Origin of the sequence: Paenibacillus oryzisoli, from assembly GCF_050467285.1 — a bacterium.
Classification (GTDB): domain Bacteria; phylum Bacillota; class Bacilli; order Paenibacillales; family NBRC-103111; genus Paenibacillus_E; species Paenibacillus_E oryzisoli_A.
Window position 1 is genome coordinate 1 of sequence record NZ_JBCMUN010000037.1, and the last position, 16,077, is coordinate 16,077.

General features: G+C 54.1%; 12 protein-coding genes. 9 read left to right on the forward strand and 3 right to left on the reverse strand.

Annotated elements, in window-relative coordinates; translation table 11 throughout:
* Window positions 1–252: 252 nt before the first annotated feature.
* Complete coding sequence (locus ABE504_RS32265; protein ID WP_430096750.1) at window positions 253–753, reverse strand: DinB family protein; 501 nt, start codon at window positions 751–753, stop codon at window positions 253–255.
* Window positions 754–820: 67 nt separating this feature from the next.
* Window positions 821–1,810: a helix-turn-helix transcriptional regulator gene (locus ABE504_RS32270; protein ID WP_430096752.1), complete on the reverse strand. Its 990-nt coding sequence runs from the start codon at window positions 1,808–1,810 to the stop codon at window positions 821–823.
* A 145-nt stretch (window positions 1,811–1,955) separates the two neighbouring features.
* Between ABE504_RS32270 and ABE504_RS32275 the strand changes: the two genes are divergently transcribed.
* The 8 genes from ABE504_RS32275 to ABE504_RS32310 all read left to right on the forward strand — a co-directional run bounded on the left by ABE504_RS32275 (window position 1,956) and on the right by ABE504_RS32310 (window position 12,616).
* Window positions 1,956–2,795: a hypothetical protein gene (locus ABE504_RS32275; protein ID WP_430096754.1), complete on the forward strand. Its 840-nt coding sequence runs from the start codon at window positions 1,956–1,958 to the stop codon at window positions 2,793–2,795.
* Between the two features lie 144 nt (window positions 2,796–2,939).
* Window positions 2,940–4,433, forward strand: coding sequence for a response regulator transcription factor (locus tag ABE504_RS32280; RefSeq protein ID WP_430096756.1), 1,494 nt, complete (start codon window positions 2,940–2,942; stop codon window positions 4,431–4,433).
* Window positions 4,434–6,185, forward strand: a complete 1,752-nt coding sequence (locus ABE504_RS32285) for a sensor histidine kinase (protein ID WP_430096758.1) — start codon at window positions 4,434–4,436, stop codon at window positions 6,183–6,185. It abuts the gene before it with no gap.
* A 153-nt stretch (window positions 6,186–6,338) separates the two neighbouring features.
* Window positions 6,339–7,265 (forward strand): ABC transporter permease, encoded by a 927-nt coding sequence (locus ABE504_RS32290; RefSeq protein ID WP_430096760.1) that lies wholly within the window; start codon window positions 6,339–6,341, stop codon window positions 7,263–7,265.
* A 40-nt stretch (window positions 7,266–7,305) separates the two neighbouring features.
* Window positions 7,306–8,187: a carbohydrate ABC transporter permease gene (locus ABE504_RS32295; protein WP_430096762.1), complete on the forward strand. Its 882-nt coding sequence runs from the start codon at window positions 7,306–7,308 to the stop codon at window positions 8,185–8,187.
* A 50-nt stretch (window positions 8,188–8,237) separates the two neighbouring features.
* On the forward strand, window positions 8,238–9,866 hold the full coding sequence (locus ABE504_RS32300; protein ID WP_430096765.1) for an extracellular solute-binding protein: 1,629 nt from the start codon (window positions 8,238–8,240) through the stop codon (window positions 9,864–9,866).
* Between the two features lie 240 nt (window positions 9,867–10,106).
* A complete protein-coding gene (locus ABE504_RS32305; protein WP_430096767.1) occupies window positions 10,107–11,645 on the forward strand; it encodes an ABC transporter substrate-binding protein in 1,539 nt (512 codons plus the stop codon).
* Window positions 11,642–12,616 (forward strand): pectinesterase family protein, encoded by a 975-nt coding sequence (locus ABE504_RS32310; RefSeq protein WP_430096769.1) that lies wholly within the window; start codon window positions 11,642–11,644, stop codon window positions 12,614–12,616. The genes ABE504_RS32305 and ABE504_RS32310 overlap by 4 nt, the downstream gene beginning before the upstream one ends.
* Before the next feature lie 432 nt (window positions 12,617–13,048).
* Here ABE504_RS32310 and ABE504_RS32315 read toward each other — a convergent pair whose 3' ends face one another.
* The gene (locus ABE504_RS32315; protein WP_430096771.1) at window positions 13,049–14,278 is read right to left on the reverse strand and encodes an aminopeptidase; all 1,230 of its coding nucleotides are present in this window, start codon (window positions 14,276–14,278) and stop codon (window positions 13,049–13,051) included.
* An 86-nt stretch (window positions 14,279–14,364) separates the two neighbouring features.
* On the opposite strand from ABE504_RS32315, the gene ABE504_RS32320 reads away from it, so the two are divergent.
* Window positions 14,365–16,035: a glutamine--tRNA ligase/YqeY domain fusion protein gene (locus tag ABE504_RS32320; RefSeq protein ID WP_430096773.1), complete on the forward strand. Its 1,671-nt coding sequence runs from the start codon at window positions 14,365–14,367 to the stop codon at window positions 16,033–16,035.
* Window positions 16,036–16,077: the final 42 nt, after the last annotated feature.

A 16,077-nucleotide genomic window follows, 5' to 3' on the forward strand; every position in this document is an offset into this window, starting at 1 on the left:
ACAATTAATCGACAGTCTCATAGCATCAAAAGGGCCGCTTTTCGGGACAATAAGCGCGGTGGCGCCCGTTATAGCCCTTCACCCTATTTTCCCCGCAGCATCTTCGCCATATTATCTGGTAAGCAGCAGCCCTCGTCTATTCCAAAGCATTCCTCGAAGTGACTCCATGCCATCCGTAATGCTGCTGTCTTTCACAGAGGGCTTGAGCCGGGAAATCCCCCGTTCATCGTTGCTTCTCCTGCAGTCAGCGCCCTACACGAGCGGCTCCATCCCTTGCGCGATCCAATCCTCGCGCGTCGGACCGTAAAGGAACGGCACGCGCAGACCGGCCTGGCGCATCAGGACAACCATCTCCCCACGGTGATGAATTTCGTGAGAGATCAGCATGCGCAGCGTGGCGGCATTCGCCCACTGTTCGCCGTACATATCGCTCGTTGCGGCGAGCTTCGCATCCGTCCACTGCGACTGGATCGCCGCAGTGAGAGCTGCCGCCGCCGATTGGTAGGTATCGGCAATCGTCTTGGCGGAAGCCGGCGCGAGCTCGCCGCCTTCCGGCGCAGCGAATTCAAGCCCCGTCCGGGAGAGCATCTCGTGGATCGTCGTTGCGATGTGCCAGCCGAGTTGGCCCAGCGTGCGGAAATCCGGCGCGATGCGCTGATTCAGTGAGGTATCGGTCAGGGTGTTCAATACATTTTGCGTCGCCTGTGATTCATTTTTCCATTCATGAACAAATTCCTCAATTGTATGGAACATGGGGGATCCTCCTAAAAGTTTTTTCGCCAGAAAAAACTGGCATCGGAAGTAGGGGCCTTCGCTTTCTCTACCCCCTAGTATAGACACGCTCTGCTGACAACAGTCTGTCAGTGTTGGCGTATACCTGCACAATTTCCTCGGCCAGCTCCTTCATCTTCGCCGCCACGTGTACAGGCTCCAGCACGCGCAGCTGCGGTCCGTAGCTCAGCAGCATGCCGTAGAGCCACGGCTCGTCGGGCTGTGTGGATGTGATGAGCAGCGTGCCGTCCTCCTGCATCTGAATCTGCTCCGGATGAAAATAATCCTCCGCCTTTGCTCGCACACCTGGCTGCACAAGCAGCTTGAGGGTGATGAGGCGGGAAGGGTCCCTTTTACCCCAGCCATAGTCGAGCTTGTCCAATGTTTCGGGCCTGCGCTCGAATGTTTCCTCCAGGACTTGCACGTCCTTCATGCGCGACAAGCGGAACACGCGGTAGTCCTCCCGCAATCGGCAGTAGCCGTACAGGTACCAGCCGAAGCCTTTGACGACGATGCCCATCGGTTCGATGGTGCGGACGGACGTTTGACTTTGCGAGGTGATATAGGCGAAAGAGACAAGGCACGAGTCGCGAATGGCGGACCTGAGGGCGGCGAGCTGAGCTTTATTTTGATTGCCTGCGTGCCAAGGGTTGATATCGATGACGAGCTGGTTGTTCAGCGATTGGACGGCGGATTGCTCGGATTTGCCGATCAGCGCGCCGACTTTGTCGAGCAGGGTGCTGATTTCCTGATCGCCGACGGTCGACTGAATGCCTTTCAGGCCGACGATGATGGATTGCAGCTCTTCCATGGACAGAAACTGGCGGTCCAGACGGTACTGCTCCATAATCTCGTAGCCGCCGCTTAGTCCGGCATAGGAAACGACGGGGATGCCGGCCTGGTTAATCGCCTCCACGTCCCGGTAGATCGTACGAAGCGACACTTCAAAGCGGTCCGCCAGCTCCTTCGCGCTGATGCGGCGGTGATTGAGCAGGAGCATGGTGATGGCGAGTAATCGATCTATTTTCAAAAAAAGCACCTCATTATCGCGTGATCTTCCGGTGGCTGAGTCGGCCTCAGCCCGCAGCATCAGTGTAACATGAATGGGGAAGCGGCTGCATATCTCGTGGGGGATTTTGACACAATAAGCAAAAACAAGTGCCAAAAAAAGGGGATTGCCGCTTATGTTACGGAAACCGGGTAAGTTCAAGATGACGCTGCACACCGCAGCCATCAGTATGGGGATGTCGCTGCTGCTATTCAGCAGCGCGGTGGCGGCGGAGGAACTGCCGCCGCAGCCTTCGCCGCAAGCGGAGCAAGGGCAGCTTATTCAAACGCGCGAAATCGACGTGACCGGCGACGGCAAGTTTGAGGTCGTGTCGCTCATCGGTTCGAAGATGGATATGAACAGCCCGTATTACGACAAGCTATTTCTGACATCCGTAGGTGAGGGACAAGCGCAAGTGGTCATTCCACTTCAGGGCGGCTACAATCCGCGGATGGATTTTTGCGATTTTATCCATGACAAGCTGCCGCAAATCTACGTGACGTCGGATACGGGCGGTTCGGGCGGGTTCACGACGAATCAGATTTTTTCACTGAGAAATAACGTTCCCACGGAGATTCCGATGCCGGAGCCACTGCATGTTAACGCGACGTTTAAGAACAATTACAAGGTCAAGATGAAAATTCAGGAGACATGGAAGTCCTTTACGTTCGACATTGCAGACCGCAAGGATAGCTACGAGCAGTTTGGCATTTACAAGGACGGCAAGGTTGTGAAGCCGCTGATGGTGAATGTGGATGCCTACAGCCTGCTGAAGCCCGTTGACGTGGATGGGGACGGCTTTTGCGAGCTGAAAGGCGTCCAGCGGATCACAGGCATTGCGAATGCCGATACGCTTGGGTATGTAACCTCCGTGTGGAAATGGCGCAAGGACAAGTGGAAGCTGGGCGAAGCCGCTGTCACGAAGACGCTGCGGACGGGCATGCTGCATGCGCCGAATCCGCATGATGAGGATTAGCGAAATAGAGCGCGGGTAGGGGGAATCCTGCTTGCGCTCTTTTTTTCATAAAATCGTGTTATGGAACGCAAAAATGTTGAATATTCACCCCGACGGTTCTCTGATAAAATTTAGAGGCAACAAGCCTGCTTGGAGGTGACGACTATGTTTCAGATTCTTATCGTGGATGACGAGTTTATCGAGCGGGAGGGCATGAAGCGGCTGATTCAGAAATATAAGCTGCCATTGACCGTGCTGGAAGCGGAGAACGGGGAAGAGGCGCTGGCGCTGCTGCGCGCGCATCCTGTCGATATTTTACTGACGGATATTAAAATGCCGTTCATGGACGGTCTCGAATTATGTCAGCGGGCGCGGGAATTGCTTCCTGAACTGACCATTATGATTGTAAGCGCGTACGGCGAATTTGAATACGCGCAGCGGGCGATCGATTATCATATTTTCTCTTACTTGTTGAAACCGATTGATGTGAATGTGTTTATTCAGGCGTTTACGCAAGTGATTGAGCTGTGCGAGAAGGATCAGGAGCAGGAAAAGGAGCACCGTCTGCTCGGGCTGATCCATGCGCACCAGCATCAGGCGCTGCAGCCGGGGGGCGCGGTAACCTCGGGCATCGATTTCGCGCGCCACCGCGTGCAGATGGTGCTGATCGACTACGACCGCCCCGTTTTTGATGCGGAGCAGGACCGCCTGCCGGCGTTGGTGAAGTCGGCGGTGGCGACGCCTTTTGAATATGTGAATTTGAATGAGCACCAGAGTCTGCTTTTCTTCATCTATGATCGGAGGGGGCCAGTACCCATGCTCGAACCGGCGGCCAAGCTGCTGGAAAGGCTCATCGAGGCAGACGATGGGAGAGTGACGTTGGTTGCGGGAAGCCTCCTTAGCGAAGAGAGCGAGCTAGCTGCCCAGTTCAAACTGATGGAGAGCGTGCTGGAGGATAAATTCTTTTATCAGGAAAGCACGGTGCTGTATACGGACGGAAGCCAAGGCAAGGATGAGCTCTCCGATACGATTTCGAAGCTGATGGATACGGTGTATTGGCATCTGGAGATGAAGGATGATTACGGCTTCCGCAAGGGCGTGGAGTTGTTCTTTAAGACGGTCGACGGGAGCGGACAGCATTCCGCGATTTATATCAAGTACCTGTGCACGCAGCTGGTCAGCAAGGTCTGGGAAACGTCCGGACGGGATGACGGTCAGGCGTTCAGGGGGATGGTGGAAGGCATTTTCGGCAGCAAGTCGCTGGCGGCGCTGAAAGCACAAGTGCACGAGGTGATGACGATGCTGGGGAAGGAAGCGGAAGAGCCGAGCTCGGAGCAGGGGAAGAAGGTCATTAAGGACATCTTGAAGCTGATTGAAGACAACTATATGTCCGATATAAGTCTGAAATGGCTGGCGGATCGCGTATTTCTCACCCAGACGTACCTAAGCTATTTGTTCCACAAGGAAGTGGGACAGACGATTGTTAAATTCATTACGCTCGTTCGCATGCAGAAGGCGGCGGCTTTGCTGCGGGATACGCATCTGACGATTGCAGAGATTAGCCAGCAGGTGGGCTTTATGAACAATTCGTATTTTTGCAAAACGTTCAAGATCTACCACGGCTGCAGCCCGGCCAAATTCCGCGAGGCGGCGGGATAGATGAGAACTTTTCTGGCTTATTTTCAGAACCTGCGGTTTAAGCAAAAGCTGTTTATCTCCTACATGGTCGTCTCCATTATTCCGCTGCTTGTACTGGGGCTGTTCTCGTACCATCAGGCTGGCAGCTTCTTGCTCCAGCAAGCGAAGCAGAATCTCGACGGGGCGATTGGACAAATTGCGGATACGATTAACTACCGGGCGAAGCAGCATGAAGCGATCATCAATTCCATTACGCAAAATGTGGTGTTCAAGCGGATCTTCGTCGCGGGCGACGGCGATTTCCCCGTGCTTTACCGGGATTATGTGGATCCGTTTTTCAGCAACATTCTGGATTTTAATAAAGATATTCTGCAAATCTCCGTGTTTACGGATAATCCCGCAATTCTACGGGGCGAGTATATATTGCCGATCGGGCTGACGAGCGATGCGCAGTGGGCGAAGCAACAGCCGGGGGTGGCGCAGACGCAGTGGCATATTCAGAACGGCAAGCTCTACGCCACGCGCCCTTTTATCGGCGAAGAGGGGGCATCCTTGGGGAAGCCGTCGGCGATTTTATTTTTGAGCATCGATGCGGACCGGATGTTTCAGGATTTGGCGGAGATCAAAACGGATGCCTACGGCGTCCTGATTGTGGATCAACAGGGGACACCCTTGTGGTCGAAAAGCATTCGCCTGACGTCGCCGCTCCCGACCTCCGTCGATCTGGCGCTGAATCCGGACACTCGTGTCGGCTCGCTGACCAGCAATCACACGGATTATATGTACATTACTCAGAACATTCCGGAAACCGGCTGGCAGCTCGTCTATTTGACGCCACAGGCGGAAATCTCGGTTAACGCGAAGAGCATTGTCAGTGCCACCGTGCTGATTACGGTCATTTGTCTCGCGGTGCTCCTGCTCATCATCTGGATGTTCTCGAATACGTTCGTGAAGCGGATTATCAAGCTCAACAAGAACATGATGACCGTTGAAAAAGGGAATCTGAAGATCGACGTGTCCAGCCAATCCCGGGATGAAATCGGCCAGTTGACGAATCGTTTTGGCCAGATGATTACCAACATCAACACGCTCATTGAGGAAGTGTATCAGAGCAAAATCACGCAAAAGGAAGCGGAGCTAAAGGCGCTGCAGACGCAGATCAATCCGCATTTTCTGTATAATACGCTGTCGATTATTAACTGGAAGGCACTGGAGATCGACGCGATGGAGATCAGCCAGATTACGAACACTGTCTCTCGGTTCTACCGTACGGTGCTGAACAAAGGCCGCGATTTCATCCCGGTGCGGCATGAGCTCGACAATGCGAAGGATTACATGCAGATTCAGAGCATTATGCATAATTATTCGTTTGATTTTGTCTGTGATGTCGAGGAAGAGCTGCTGCGCTACGACATGATTAATCTCGTGTTCCAGCCGATTCTCGAGAATGCGCTGGAGCATGGCATCGATCAGCTGCGCAAGGGTGAGGGCCGTGGCCGCATCGAGCTGCGGGGCCGTCAGGTCGGCGGTGACTTGCAGTTCAGCATTGCCGACAACGGGCCGGGCATGACCCTGGAGCGGGCGGAGGAAGTGCTGCAGCTGCAGACGGCCGGGTATGGGCTCAAGAATGTGCATGAGCGCATTCAGATTCGGTTCGGCCAGCCCTACGGCCTGCGGATTGAAAGCGAAGTGGGCCGGGGGACGACGGTCACCATGACGTTTCCGGCGTATCAAGCGGAGGCTCAGCCGCTATCCAAATCAACACCTGTCTAGTCAAGGCGAGGGCCTTGCGGGCGGGTGTTTTTTTGCATTTTTACAAGTGGAAAAGGTCCGTAAAAAAGTGTTACATATCGAAAAAATGTTGGATTTAGGCCGTTCTCCCCCTTTGCTAGAATGAGATTACAAGGCGCTGCTGAGCGAAAGGGGATGGAACGATTGGGGGATAACAAGACGCCGCTCATCAAGCTGGTGCGCAGAGATCAATGGCTCTTGCTGATGTTTCTGCCTGTATTTTTGTACTATTTGATTTTCTGTTACTTGCCGATGCCGGGGATTCTGATTGCGTTTAAAAATTTTACACCGGGGCACGGCATTTTCGGAGGCGACTGGGTCGGTCTGAAATGGCTGGATCAGTTCGTGCACTCCCGGTATTTCTGGCGGCTGATTCGCAACACGTTCCTGTTGGCCTTCTACCCGCTCGTTATCGGGTTCTGGATTCCGATTCTGTTCGCGATCTGCGTCGTTGAAATCAAGAACAGCGTGCTGAAGCGCTTTACGCAGACGGTGACGTATTTGCCGCATTTTATCTCGACGGTCGTGATCGCCGGGATGATTATTAACTTCCTGTCGCCGACGGACGGCATCGTCAATACGCTTCTCGCCTCACTTGGACTGGAGCGGATCAATTTCATGATGGCGCCGGAGTGGTTTCGCTCGATTTTCACGGTATCGGGGATTTGGCAAAGCTTTGGGTTCAGCTCGATCATTTATATTGCCGCGATTATGGGCATCGATCAGGAAATGTACGATTCCGGCAAAATTGACGGTGTCAACAAGTTCCAGGAGGTGTGGCATCTGACGCTACCGAGCCTGAAGCCGACGATCGTCATTCTGCTGCTGCTCTCGATAGGCGGCATCATGAGCGTGAATTTCGAGAAGGTGTATCTGCTGTACAACGGAGCAACGTATGAAACGGCCGATGTCATCTCGACTTACGTGTACCGGCAAGGGATCGAGTCGCAAAATTTTGGCTTTGCCACAGCGGTTGGGTTGTTTAATTCCATCATTAGCTTCGTGCTGGTGTATATCGCGAATCAGGCGAGCCGCCGGGTGAACGATATGTCGCTCTGGTAGCTCTGGCTGCGGAAAGAACGTAACGAAAGGAGGGAAAAGGATGGTCAAATCCTGGTCGGATCGAAGCTTCTATGTGCTCATTTACAGTATCGTCGTGATCGCGATTCTCGTGACCTTGTATCCTTTCATCTATGTGGTCAGTATTTCCATGAGCTCTGTCGAGGCGATTGACAAACAGATGGTGACGCTGCTGCCGGTGGATCTAAGTTTTGACGGGTACAAAATGGTGCTGGGCTACGGCGAGCTGTGGCGATCTTACTACAATACGATCTGGTATACGGTGGTCGGAACGGTTTTTAACCTCGTCGCGACGTGCTTAGCGGCTTACCCGCTATCGCGAAAACAGTTCTTTCTTCGAAGGAAGCTGAACTTCTATATCGCGTTTACGATGTATTTCTCCGGGGGGCTCATCCCGCTCTACATGATTATTACGGAGCTTGGCCTCTACAATACGCGCTGGGCGATGATTTTACCGGTGTTGGTCAGCACCTTTAATGTGATGATTCTGCGTTCGGCGTTTGAGAACATCCCGAATGAGATTTTTGAAAGCGCTACAATGGACGGCGCACGGGACTTCACGCTGCTGTTCCGCATCGCGGTGCCCCTGACGAAGCCGACGCTGGCGGTACTGACGCTGTATTATGCCGTTTCGCATTGGAATGACTTCTTTAATGCGCTGCTCTATCTGGGGAAGGCGGACTTGCAACCGCTGCAAATTTTTCTGCGCAGGGTGCTCATTATGGCGTCGCCGGAAATTATGCAGAAGATGGGCGGAGAGACAGCTGCCAAGGCGCTCGCGGTGTCGACGCTGCAGGTGCGCTACGTGTCCATTGTCGTCAGTATTTTGCCGATTATCGCGGTGTATCCGTTCATTCAGAAGTATTTTGTGCGCGGCATTACGTTAGGGGCAGTAAAAGGGTAGTAACAACAATACCCTGTTCACTATAAGTAATCTTAGGGAGGGCGTTGATTATGAAAAAAATGTTCAAAACCGCGGCCAGCGGCACACTGGTTACGGCACTGCTCACGCTGGTGCTGGCAGCTTGTACAAGTGGAGAAAGCGCAAGCACGCCGGCGGCGAGCGACGCGGGAGCGAAAAGCACGGCCGCAGGAGCTTCGGCTGCACCGGCAGGGTTCACGTATACGGGCAAAGGCCCGATTACGGATAAAACGGCTTCGCTGCGCATTCTGTCTACGAATGCTTGGACGAATAACGTCGACTTGAACCAAGCGCCGATCGTACAGGAAATCAGTAAGCGGGCCGGTATCACGGTGAACTGGGAACTGCTGCCGCCGTCGACTTATCAGGATGCGATCGCCCCTCGCTTAGCAGCGGGCTCAGACCTACCCGACGTCATCTATCAGCTGGACCAGGATCAGACGATGAAGAACATTCAAGGTGGCCTGTTCAAACCGCTGAACGACTACATCGATAAATACGGCGTGAATATCAAAAAGCTGTTCGAGAAATACCCGGCCCTGAAGGCCAGCCTCACGACGCCGGACGGCAAAATCTATTACCTGCCGCAGCTCGCCGTCACCAAAAACTACATGCCGACGTTCATGTTGAACGTACGCTGGCTGGAGAAGCTTGGGCTGAAGGAGCCGACGACGCTGGACGAATTCACGGACATGCTGCGCAAGATGAAAACCGGCGATCCGAATGGCAACGGCAAGGCGGATGAAATTCCGTTTACAGTGGCGCCGAATCAGCTAGGCAACGCTTTTGGACCGGTCTTCGGCCTCGATCTTGCGAACAACTTCTTTGCGGATAAAGACGGCAAAGTGCATTACTCCTACTACGAGCCGAACTACAAGGAATACCTGACCTACCTGAACGGGCTGTATAAGGAAGGGCTGTTGGAATCGAACTTCGCATCGGTCACCGCCGATCAGATTACGTCGAAGTTCTCCCAGGACATTAGCGGGGTTACCTTCAACTTCAGCTGGTATACCTCCATGGTGTATAGCAAGCTGTATAAGGACTACGACCCGTCCAAGCCGCTCATTAAAGGCATCGCGCCGTTCAAAGGGCCGCATGGCGATCAGTTCTACGTAGGCCGCAACCCGATCACGGGCATCTTCGGCATCTCCAAGAATGCGAAGGATCCGGAGACGGCGTTCAAGTTCCTCGACTACGCAAGCAGCGACGAAGCGAAGGATCTGTATGTCTGGGGCTTGGAAGGCCAAACCTATGAAGTAGTGAACGGCAAGAAGCAGTTTACGGAAAAAGGCAAGGACAACGACTTTATTCAAAAGTTCGGCATCAACCCGACCAACTTGCCGATCGAGCAGTCGGTCGAAGCGACGGATGTGCTCGTAGCACCGTGGCATGCGAAGATCGACAAGGAGATGGAGAAGTACATCAAAGCACCGTTCCCGTTCGTGTACGCGCTTCCGGCGGAAGCCAGCACGGAGAATACCGTGATGCCTGACATCAACACGTACGTGAATGAGATGAACATCAAATTCATTACGGGCAAGGAAAGCCTGGATAAGTTCGACAGCTACATCAAAACGTTGAAAAGCATGGGCGTCGAGGACGTCATCAAAGGCAGACAGGCACAGTATGACCGTTATTTGGCGGCAAGCAAGAAATAGCAGGCATTAGGGAGCTTTCCGAAATTACCGCCCACTGTTTCAGACAAGTTCTCCAGAACCCTCAGAGATTTGTCTGAAACTTAGCGGTATTCTATTTCGGAAAGTCTCCATTGGATAGCACAGCGGCTTTTGGGCCAGCTGTGTTCCCCTGTTTTCAAGCAAAAAAGTATGGCAGCGGTATCAATGATCTTCGCGTACAATAGATACAGACAAATGGGTGCGCAAAGGAGTGGCAGGGGAATGAAAAAGGCAGGGTTTGTCGGACTGATGATCGTATTGGCGGTGATCATCGTCGTGTCCTTTCGCGCTTGCTCCAAGGGAGTTAATGATGATCAGGGCGCGGTCCTCTCGGAAGCCGCGAAAATGCCGCTGCAGCCGGTCACGCTAAAGCTGCTGTTTCCGCTGGAAAAGCCGGCAGCGCAGGACGAGGTGGTACAAGCGGTGGAGGCCAAGCTAGCGAAGGACGGGCTGCCGATCAAGCTGAGCATTACCTACATTCCCTATGACCAATATTGGAATAAGGTTTGGCTGACGGCGGCGAGCGGAGAGCCTTACGACATTGCCCTGACGGCGTTCTCCAACATTTCAGACTTCGTAGCCAAAAAGGTGCTGGCACCCCTCGACACTGCGCTGCGCGATTACGGCCAAGCGATTGTGCAGAGCACGCCGGATTACGCGTTTCAGGGTGTGACCGTTGGCGGCCAAATTTACGGCATTCCAAGGGTCATGCCGATCTCGGAGTTCCAGAGCTTCGTGCAAATCCGTGGCGATTTGCGAAAGAAATACGGCTTGCCGGAGATCAAGACGGTGGCGGACATGGATCTGTATCTGGAGACGATCCATCAGCGAGAGCCTGGCATCACGCCATACTTCTATGATACGGGCCGCTTTCTGCTCCGGGAGTACGGGGATGTCGCGTTCTTTGCCGGCGGCTATCTGAACGCGCCCGTTTATATCGATCCCGCCGACCCACAGCTTAAGGTGAGGAATACGTATGAGTCGGATTTTTTCCGGAACATCATGTTCAAAATGCACGACTGGCAGAATAAAGGCTACGTGCCGTACGGCCCCTCCGATACGTCGCGTTATCCGGATCCGGAGCTCGCTTTTAACTCGGGGAAAGTGGCGGCGACCTGGAGCGTGGTGCTGAAACAGACGGAGCGCATCGATGCGTTCAAGGCGATGAACCCGGAGGGAGAGTTGGAGAATGTGTATCTGCACCCGGAGAAGCCGAAGTATCTGTTTACCGGCGCGGATAATATTTTGTCCGTGCTCTCGACGAGCCAGCATGTGAATGAATCGGTCGCGTTCCTCAATTGGCTGAGAAGCAGCCAGGAAAATTACGATTTGTTCACCTACGGCATCAAGGATGTGAATTATAAGCTGACTTCGGACGGTGCCGTCGATTACGAGGGGATTGCGCCGGAGAAACAGTACATGCCGATTTCCTGGACCTGGAACGATATTCGTTTCGTCCGGTTCAGCAAATATATTTCGCCCGCCTACAGCCAGCAGCTGCGCAATTGGGACAAAGAGGCCGTCGCTTCGCCAACGCTGGGCTTCGTGCCAGATCTGTCGCCGATCAAGTCGGAGATTGCGCAGCTCAACGTTATTATTTCGGAGTATTTACCGCGTCTATATGATGCTAAGGTGGACTGGGATGAAGAGATGGCCGGTTTCCGCCAGAAGCTGAAGGATGCGGGCATCCAGCACGTTATCACGGAGATTCAGAAACAGTTCGATGCGTATCGGGCCAAAGGAGGAGGACATCAGCCATGATTACGGTAGCGGCGGATGGGAGCGGGGATTTCATCCGCATTCAGGATGCTATTGATCAGGTTACAGGGGCACCTGGTGTGGAGCACATTGTTATCTCGATAAAAAAAGGAATCTATCCCGAGAAGCTGCACCTCGTTAGACCGAACGTCAGCCTCATCGGGGAGTCGGTCGAGACAACCATCATCACCTATGGGGATTATGCGAATAAAGAGTTCCCGAACGGCGAGCTCTACCATACGTTCCACTCCTACACCGCGTTCATCGGTGCGGATGACGTGACGGTGGAAGGGTTGACGTTCGAGAATACCGCGGGCAAAGGCGAGGACGTGGGCCAAGCGCTTGCCGCCTACGTGGACGGCGACCGCGTGAGCTTCCGCCACTGCCGGTTCCTCGGCCATCAGGACACGCTGTTCACTGGGCCGCTGCCGCCGAAGCCGCGGGATCGCGCGACCTTCGGCGGTCCCCGCGACGGCGTGCCGCCGCGGCCAGTGCGGCAGTACTATGAGCGCTGCTATATTCAGGGCGATGTCGATTTTATTTTCGGCTCGGCGACGGCCGTCTTCCTGCATTGCGACATCGTCTCCTCCGGCAGCGGCTGGGTAACGGCGGCATCGACCCCGGAGGGCGTGCCGTATGGGTATGTATTTATTGGCTGCCGGTTAACGGGCGAAGCCGCAGCAGAGACGGTTGGGCTGGGAAGGCCATGGCGCAACGAGGCGCATGTGGCCTTCCTGCACTGCTGGCTTGGGCCCCACGTGAAGCGGGGCGGCTGGGACCGCTGGAACGAGCGGGAGCCCGTGGAAGCCGTGCGGTTTGTGGAGCACGGCAGCACGGGGCCGGGCGCGCGGGCCGGCGAGCGCGAGGCGTGGTCGCGGCAGCTGACCGCCGAGCAGGCGGCGGCTTACACGGTGGAGCGCGTGCTGGCGGGCCGGGATGGTTGGCATCGGGCGGCGGGCGGCGCGGAGCGGTGAAGAAAAGGTGTCTCTCGGCTGTTATGGCGGAGGACACCTTTTTTTGCATTTGAATATTCCGCAGGTGGTACAAGCGGAATCGGTTAATGAGGCAGAACAGAAGGAGGCTCATTCGGGTCGGGTTAGATCGATCGGATCGGGCATCAAGCCTGCAAAAAAGCAGGAATCTCCCTCGATCCTTAGCTGATTTGAAGAAATGCCTGCAATTTGGCAAGTATTTGTGGTGAGAATGCTCGTTTCGAGCGGATCCAGCCCCAAAAACTGCTTTATCGCAGGCATTTTGCTGAAAATGTCTTTTTTGCGGAAAATGCCTGCTAATTTGCAGGTATTCGCAGCGCACCGCTCTCCCCTCCCGATAGGTGCCTGAGAGCAGCAATCTTCGTTGCTGACCGCTGGAGTTCCGTCAACGAAAATGTGGGCTGTACGCCGGGTTTAAGCCCAATTCCCCTTGCGGAACAGCGGCTCACGCGTGCCGTCCGCGAGGATGCCGTCGATCTCCATCTCGGCGGAGCCGATCATGAAGTCGACGTGGATGAGGCTTTTGTTATAGCCGTTCTGCGCCAGCTCTTCGGGTGACATCTCGGTACCGCCTTCAATGGTGAACGGGTACGAGTTGCCGAGCGCGACGTGGCAGGAGGCGTTTTCGTCAAATAAGGTGTTGTAATAGATGATGCCGGATTGCGAAATTGGCGAGTCGAATGGCACCAGCGCCACTTCGCCCAAATAGCGGGAGCCTTCGTCCATGTTCAGCATGTTGTCCAACACTTCTTGTCCGACTTCAGCTTTGGCTTCGACGACGCGGCCGTCTTTGAACGTCAGGGAGAAGCCTTCGATGAGGGAGCCTTGGTAGCTCAGCGGCAGCGTGCTCCGAACGGTTCCGTTCGTACCGCCGCGGGCTGGCATCGTGAACACTTCCTCCGTGGGGATGTTTGGCACGAAAAAGGTGCCTGCCTTGGAGGTGCTGCCGGCTGCCACCCAGAGGTGCTTGGGCGCCAGCTCAATAGTTAAATCGGTTCCAGGTGCGCGAAGGTGGAGCTGCTTGTACTTTTTCTCGTTGAGTCCGTTCATTTTGGACGTCAGGGTGTCGATGTGCTGCCTCCAGGCTTCGACCGGATCCGGCTTGTCGACGCGGGTCAGCTTGAAAATTTGTTCCCACAGCTTTATGATGCGTTCGCTTGCATCCAAGTTCGGGAAAACTTTGGCCGACCACTCAGCTGTCGGATACGACACCATGAGCCAGTTCACTTGGTTGCTGCGCAAGTATTTGAGAAAGCCTTCGCGCGCTGCGGCGGCGGTTTTGCTGGAGATCGCGATGCGCTGCGGGTCGACATCTTTCAATAAGTCCGAATTTGGCGCATAGATTTGCAGGAATGCCGCGCCGCCTTCTGCGAGCTCTTCAAGGCCTTTCGCCCGCCACATCGGATAATCGCGCAGCGTTTGCTCTGGCGCATGTTTCAGGCGCAGCGCCTTTACTTCATCGTCGTCCCAGTCGACGACCACGTCTTTGGCGCCGGCGTCATAAGCTTTTTTAGTCAGCTTCCGCACAAAGTCTGCGCATGAGATTGGCGTCATGATGACGACCGTTTGGTCTTTTTGCACATTGAGGCCTACACGGATCGCCAGCTCCGCATACTTGTCCAAATAATATTCGAAGGTTTCCATAGTCGCTGCTCCTTTATATTTGAGTACCATTTAGTGTATGATAGAAAATAAATCTTTAACCCCCGCGGGAGAAAGGCTGGTCACAGATGGAAACGAAAGACACGGTGGTAGCACCATCCAATTTCATTAAGAACATTGTAATCGAAGATTTGAAATCAGGCAAAACCAGTCAGGTTGTGACCCGTTTCCCCCCGGAGCCGAACGGATATCTGCACATTGGACATGCGTATGCGATTTGCACGAATTTTGAGATCGCGGATGAATTTAATGGGTTGACCAATCTTCGTTTTGACGATACGAACCCCGTTAAAGAAGATTTGGAATACGTGGAGTCGATCAAGGCAGACGTCGCTTGGCTCGGCTATCAATGGGACGGTCTTTTCTTTGCTTCGGACTACTTCGAAGAAATGTACAACCGGGCGCTGGTCTTGATTCGCAAAGGACTAGCTTACGTAGATGATCAATCGGCGAACGAAATACGTGAAACGCGCGGAACGCTGACACAGGGCGGCACGAACAGCCCTTATCGCGATCGTACCGTTGAGGAAAATCTGTCCCTGTTCGAACGGATGCGGGCGGGTGAATTTAAAGATGGCGAGCGCGTGCTGCGTGCCAAAATCGATATGTCCTCTCCGAATATTAACCTGCGTGACCCCGTCATCTACCGGATTCTTCACGCACATCACCACAATACAGGGGACAAATGGTGCATTTACCCGATGTATACCTACGCGCATCCTTTGGAGGATGCGATCGAAGGCGTCACGCACTCCCTCTGTTCGAACGAGTTTGAAGATCAACGTCCGTTCTACGATTGGGTCATTCGCGAGTGCGAAATGCCAAATGTATCGAGGCAGTATGAATTTGCCCGCATTAGCCTGATGAATACTGTCACGAGTAAAAGAAAGCTGAAACTCCTCGTCGACGAGAAAGCCGTTGACGGTTGGGACGATCCGCGTATGCCGACCATCTCGGGTCTGCGCCGGAGAGGTCTCACGCCAGAGTCGATCCGTAATTTTGTCCGCGAGCTTGGCGTATCCAAGGGCGGCGGCGGCAGCGTCGTCGATACCCGCATGCTGGATCACTTCATCCGTGAGGACTTGAAGCTGAAGGCGCTGCGCACGATGGGCGTGCTGAACCCGCTGAAAGTCGTCATCACCAACTATCCGGAGGATGGTATGGAGTGGCTGGAAGCCGAGAACAATTCGGAGAACCCCGAAATGGGCTCCCGTCAAATTCCGTTCTCGCGTGAGATTTACATCGAGCAAGACGACTTCATGGAGAATCCGGTGGCGAAATATTTCCGCCTGTTCCCTGGCAACGAAGTACGTTTGAAAAACGCCTACTTCATCAAGTGCAACGACTTCATCAAAGACGCCGATGGCAACGTAGTGGAACTTCACTGCACGTACGATCCCGAGACGAAGAGCGGCAGCGGCTTCACCGGCCGTAAAGTGAAAGGCACGATCCACTGGGTCGATGCCAAAAGCGCCGTACCGGCGGAGTTCCGCCTGTATGAGCCGCTGATCCTGGACGATGAGGAAGGCGAGGAAGAAGTCTCCTTCTTGGACAAGGTGAACCCGAACTCCTTGCAAATCGTACAAGGTTTTGTGGAAGCGAACATGAAGGAAGCGAAGCCGCAAGACAAGTTCCAGTTTTTCCGCCACGGGTACTTTAACGTGGATCCGAAATACACGACCGAGGATCACCTCGTGTTTAACTTGATTGTTTCGCTGAAGAGTTCGTTTTCAGTTTAAATTGAAGCTGCTCCCGGTTGGGGGCAATGTCATTAAGATAAG

What these genes read in the sequence shown, in the direction of transcription:
- ABE504_RS32265 (WP_430096750.1), bottom strand. Translation starts at nt 753, where the DNA reads ATGTTCCATACAATTGAGGAATTTGTTCATGAATGGAAAAATGAATCA.
- ABE504_RS32275 (WP_430096754.1), top strand. Translation starts at nt 1,956, where the DNA reads ATGTTACGGAAACCGGGTAAGTTCAAGATGACGCTGCACACCGCAGCC.
- ABE504_RS32280 (WP_430096756.1), top strand. Translation starts at nt 2,940, where the DNA reads ATGTTTCAGATTCTTATCGTGGATGACGAGTTTATCGAGCGGGAGGGC.
- ABE504_RS32285 (WP_430096758.1), top strand. Translation starts at nt 4,434, where the DNA reads ATGAGAACTTTTCTGGCTTATTTTCAGAACCTGCGGTTTAAGCAAAAG.
- ABE504_RS32290 (WP_430096760.1), top strand. Translation starts at nt 6,339, where the DNA reads ATGGAACGATTGGGGGATAACAAGACGCCGCTCATCAAGCTGGTGCGC.
- ABE504_RS32295 (WP_430096762.1), top strand. Translation starts at nt 7,306, where the DNA reads ATGGTCAAATCCTGGTCGGATCGAAGCTTCTATGTGCTCATTTACAGT.
- ABE504_RS32300 (WP_430096765.1), top strand. Translation starts at nt 8,238, where the DNA reads ATGAAAAAAATGTTCAAAACCGCGGCCAGCGGCACACTGGTTACGGCA.
- ABE504_RS32305 (WP_430096767.1), top strand. Translation starts at nt 10,107, where the DNA reads ATGAAAAAGGCAGGGTTTGTCGGACTGATGATCGTATTGGCGGTGATC.
- ABE504_RS32310 (WP_430096769.1), top strand. Translation starts at nt 11,642, where the DNA reads ATGATTACGGTAGCGGCGGATGGGAGCGGGGATTTCATCCGCATTCAG.
- ABE504_RS32315 (WP_430096771.1), bottom strand. Translation starts at nt 14,278, where the DNA reads ATGGAAACCTTCGAATATTATTTGGACAAGTATGCGGAGCTGGCGATC.
- ABE504_RS32320 (WP_430096773.1), top strand. Translation starts at nt 14,365, where the DNA reads ATGGAAACGAAAGACACGGTGGTAGCACCATCCAATTTCATTAAGAAC.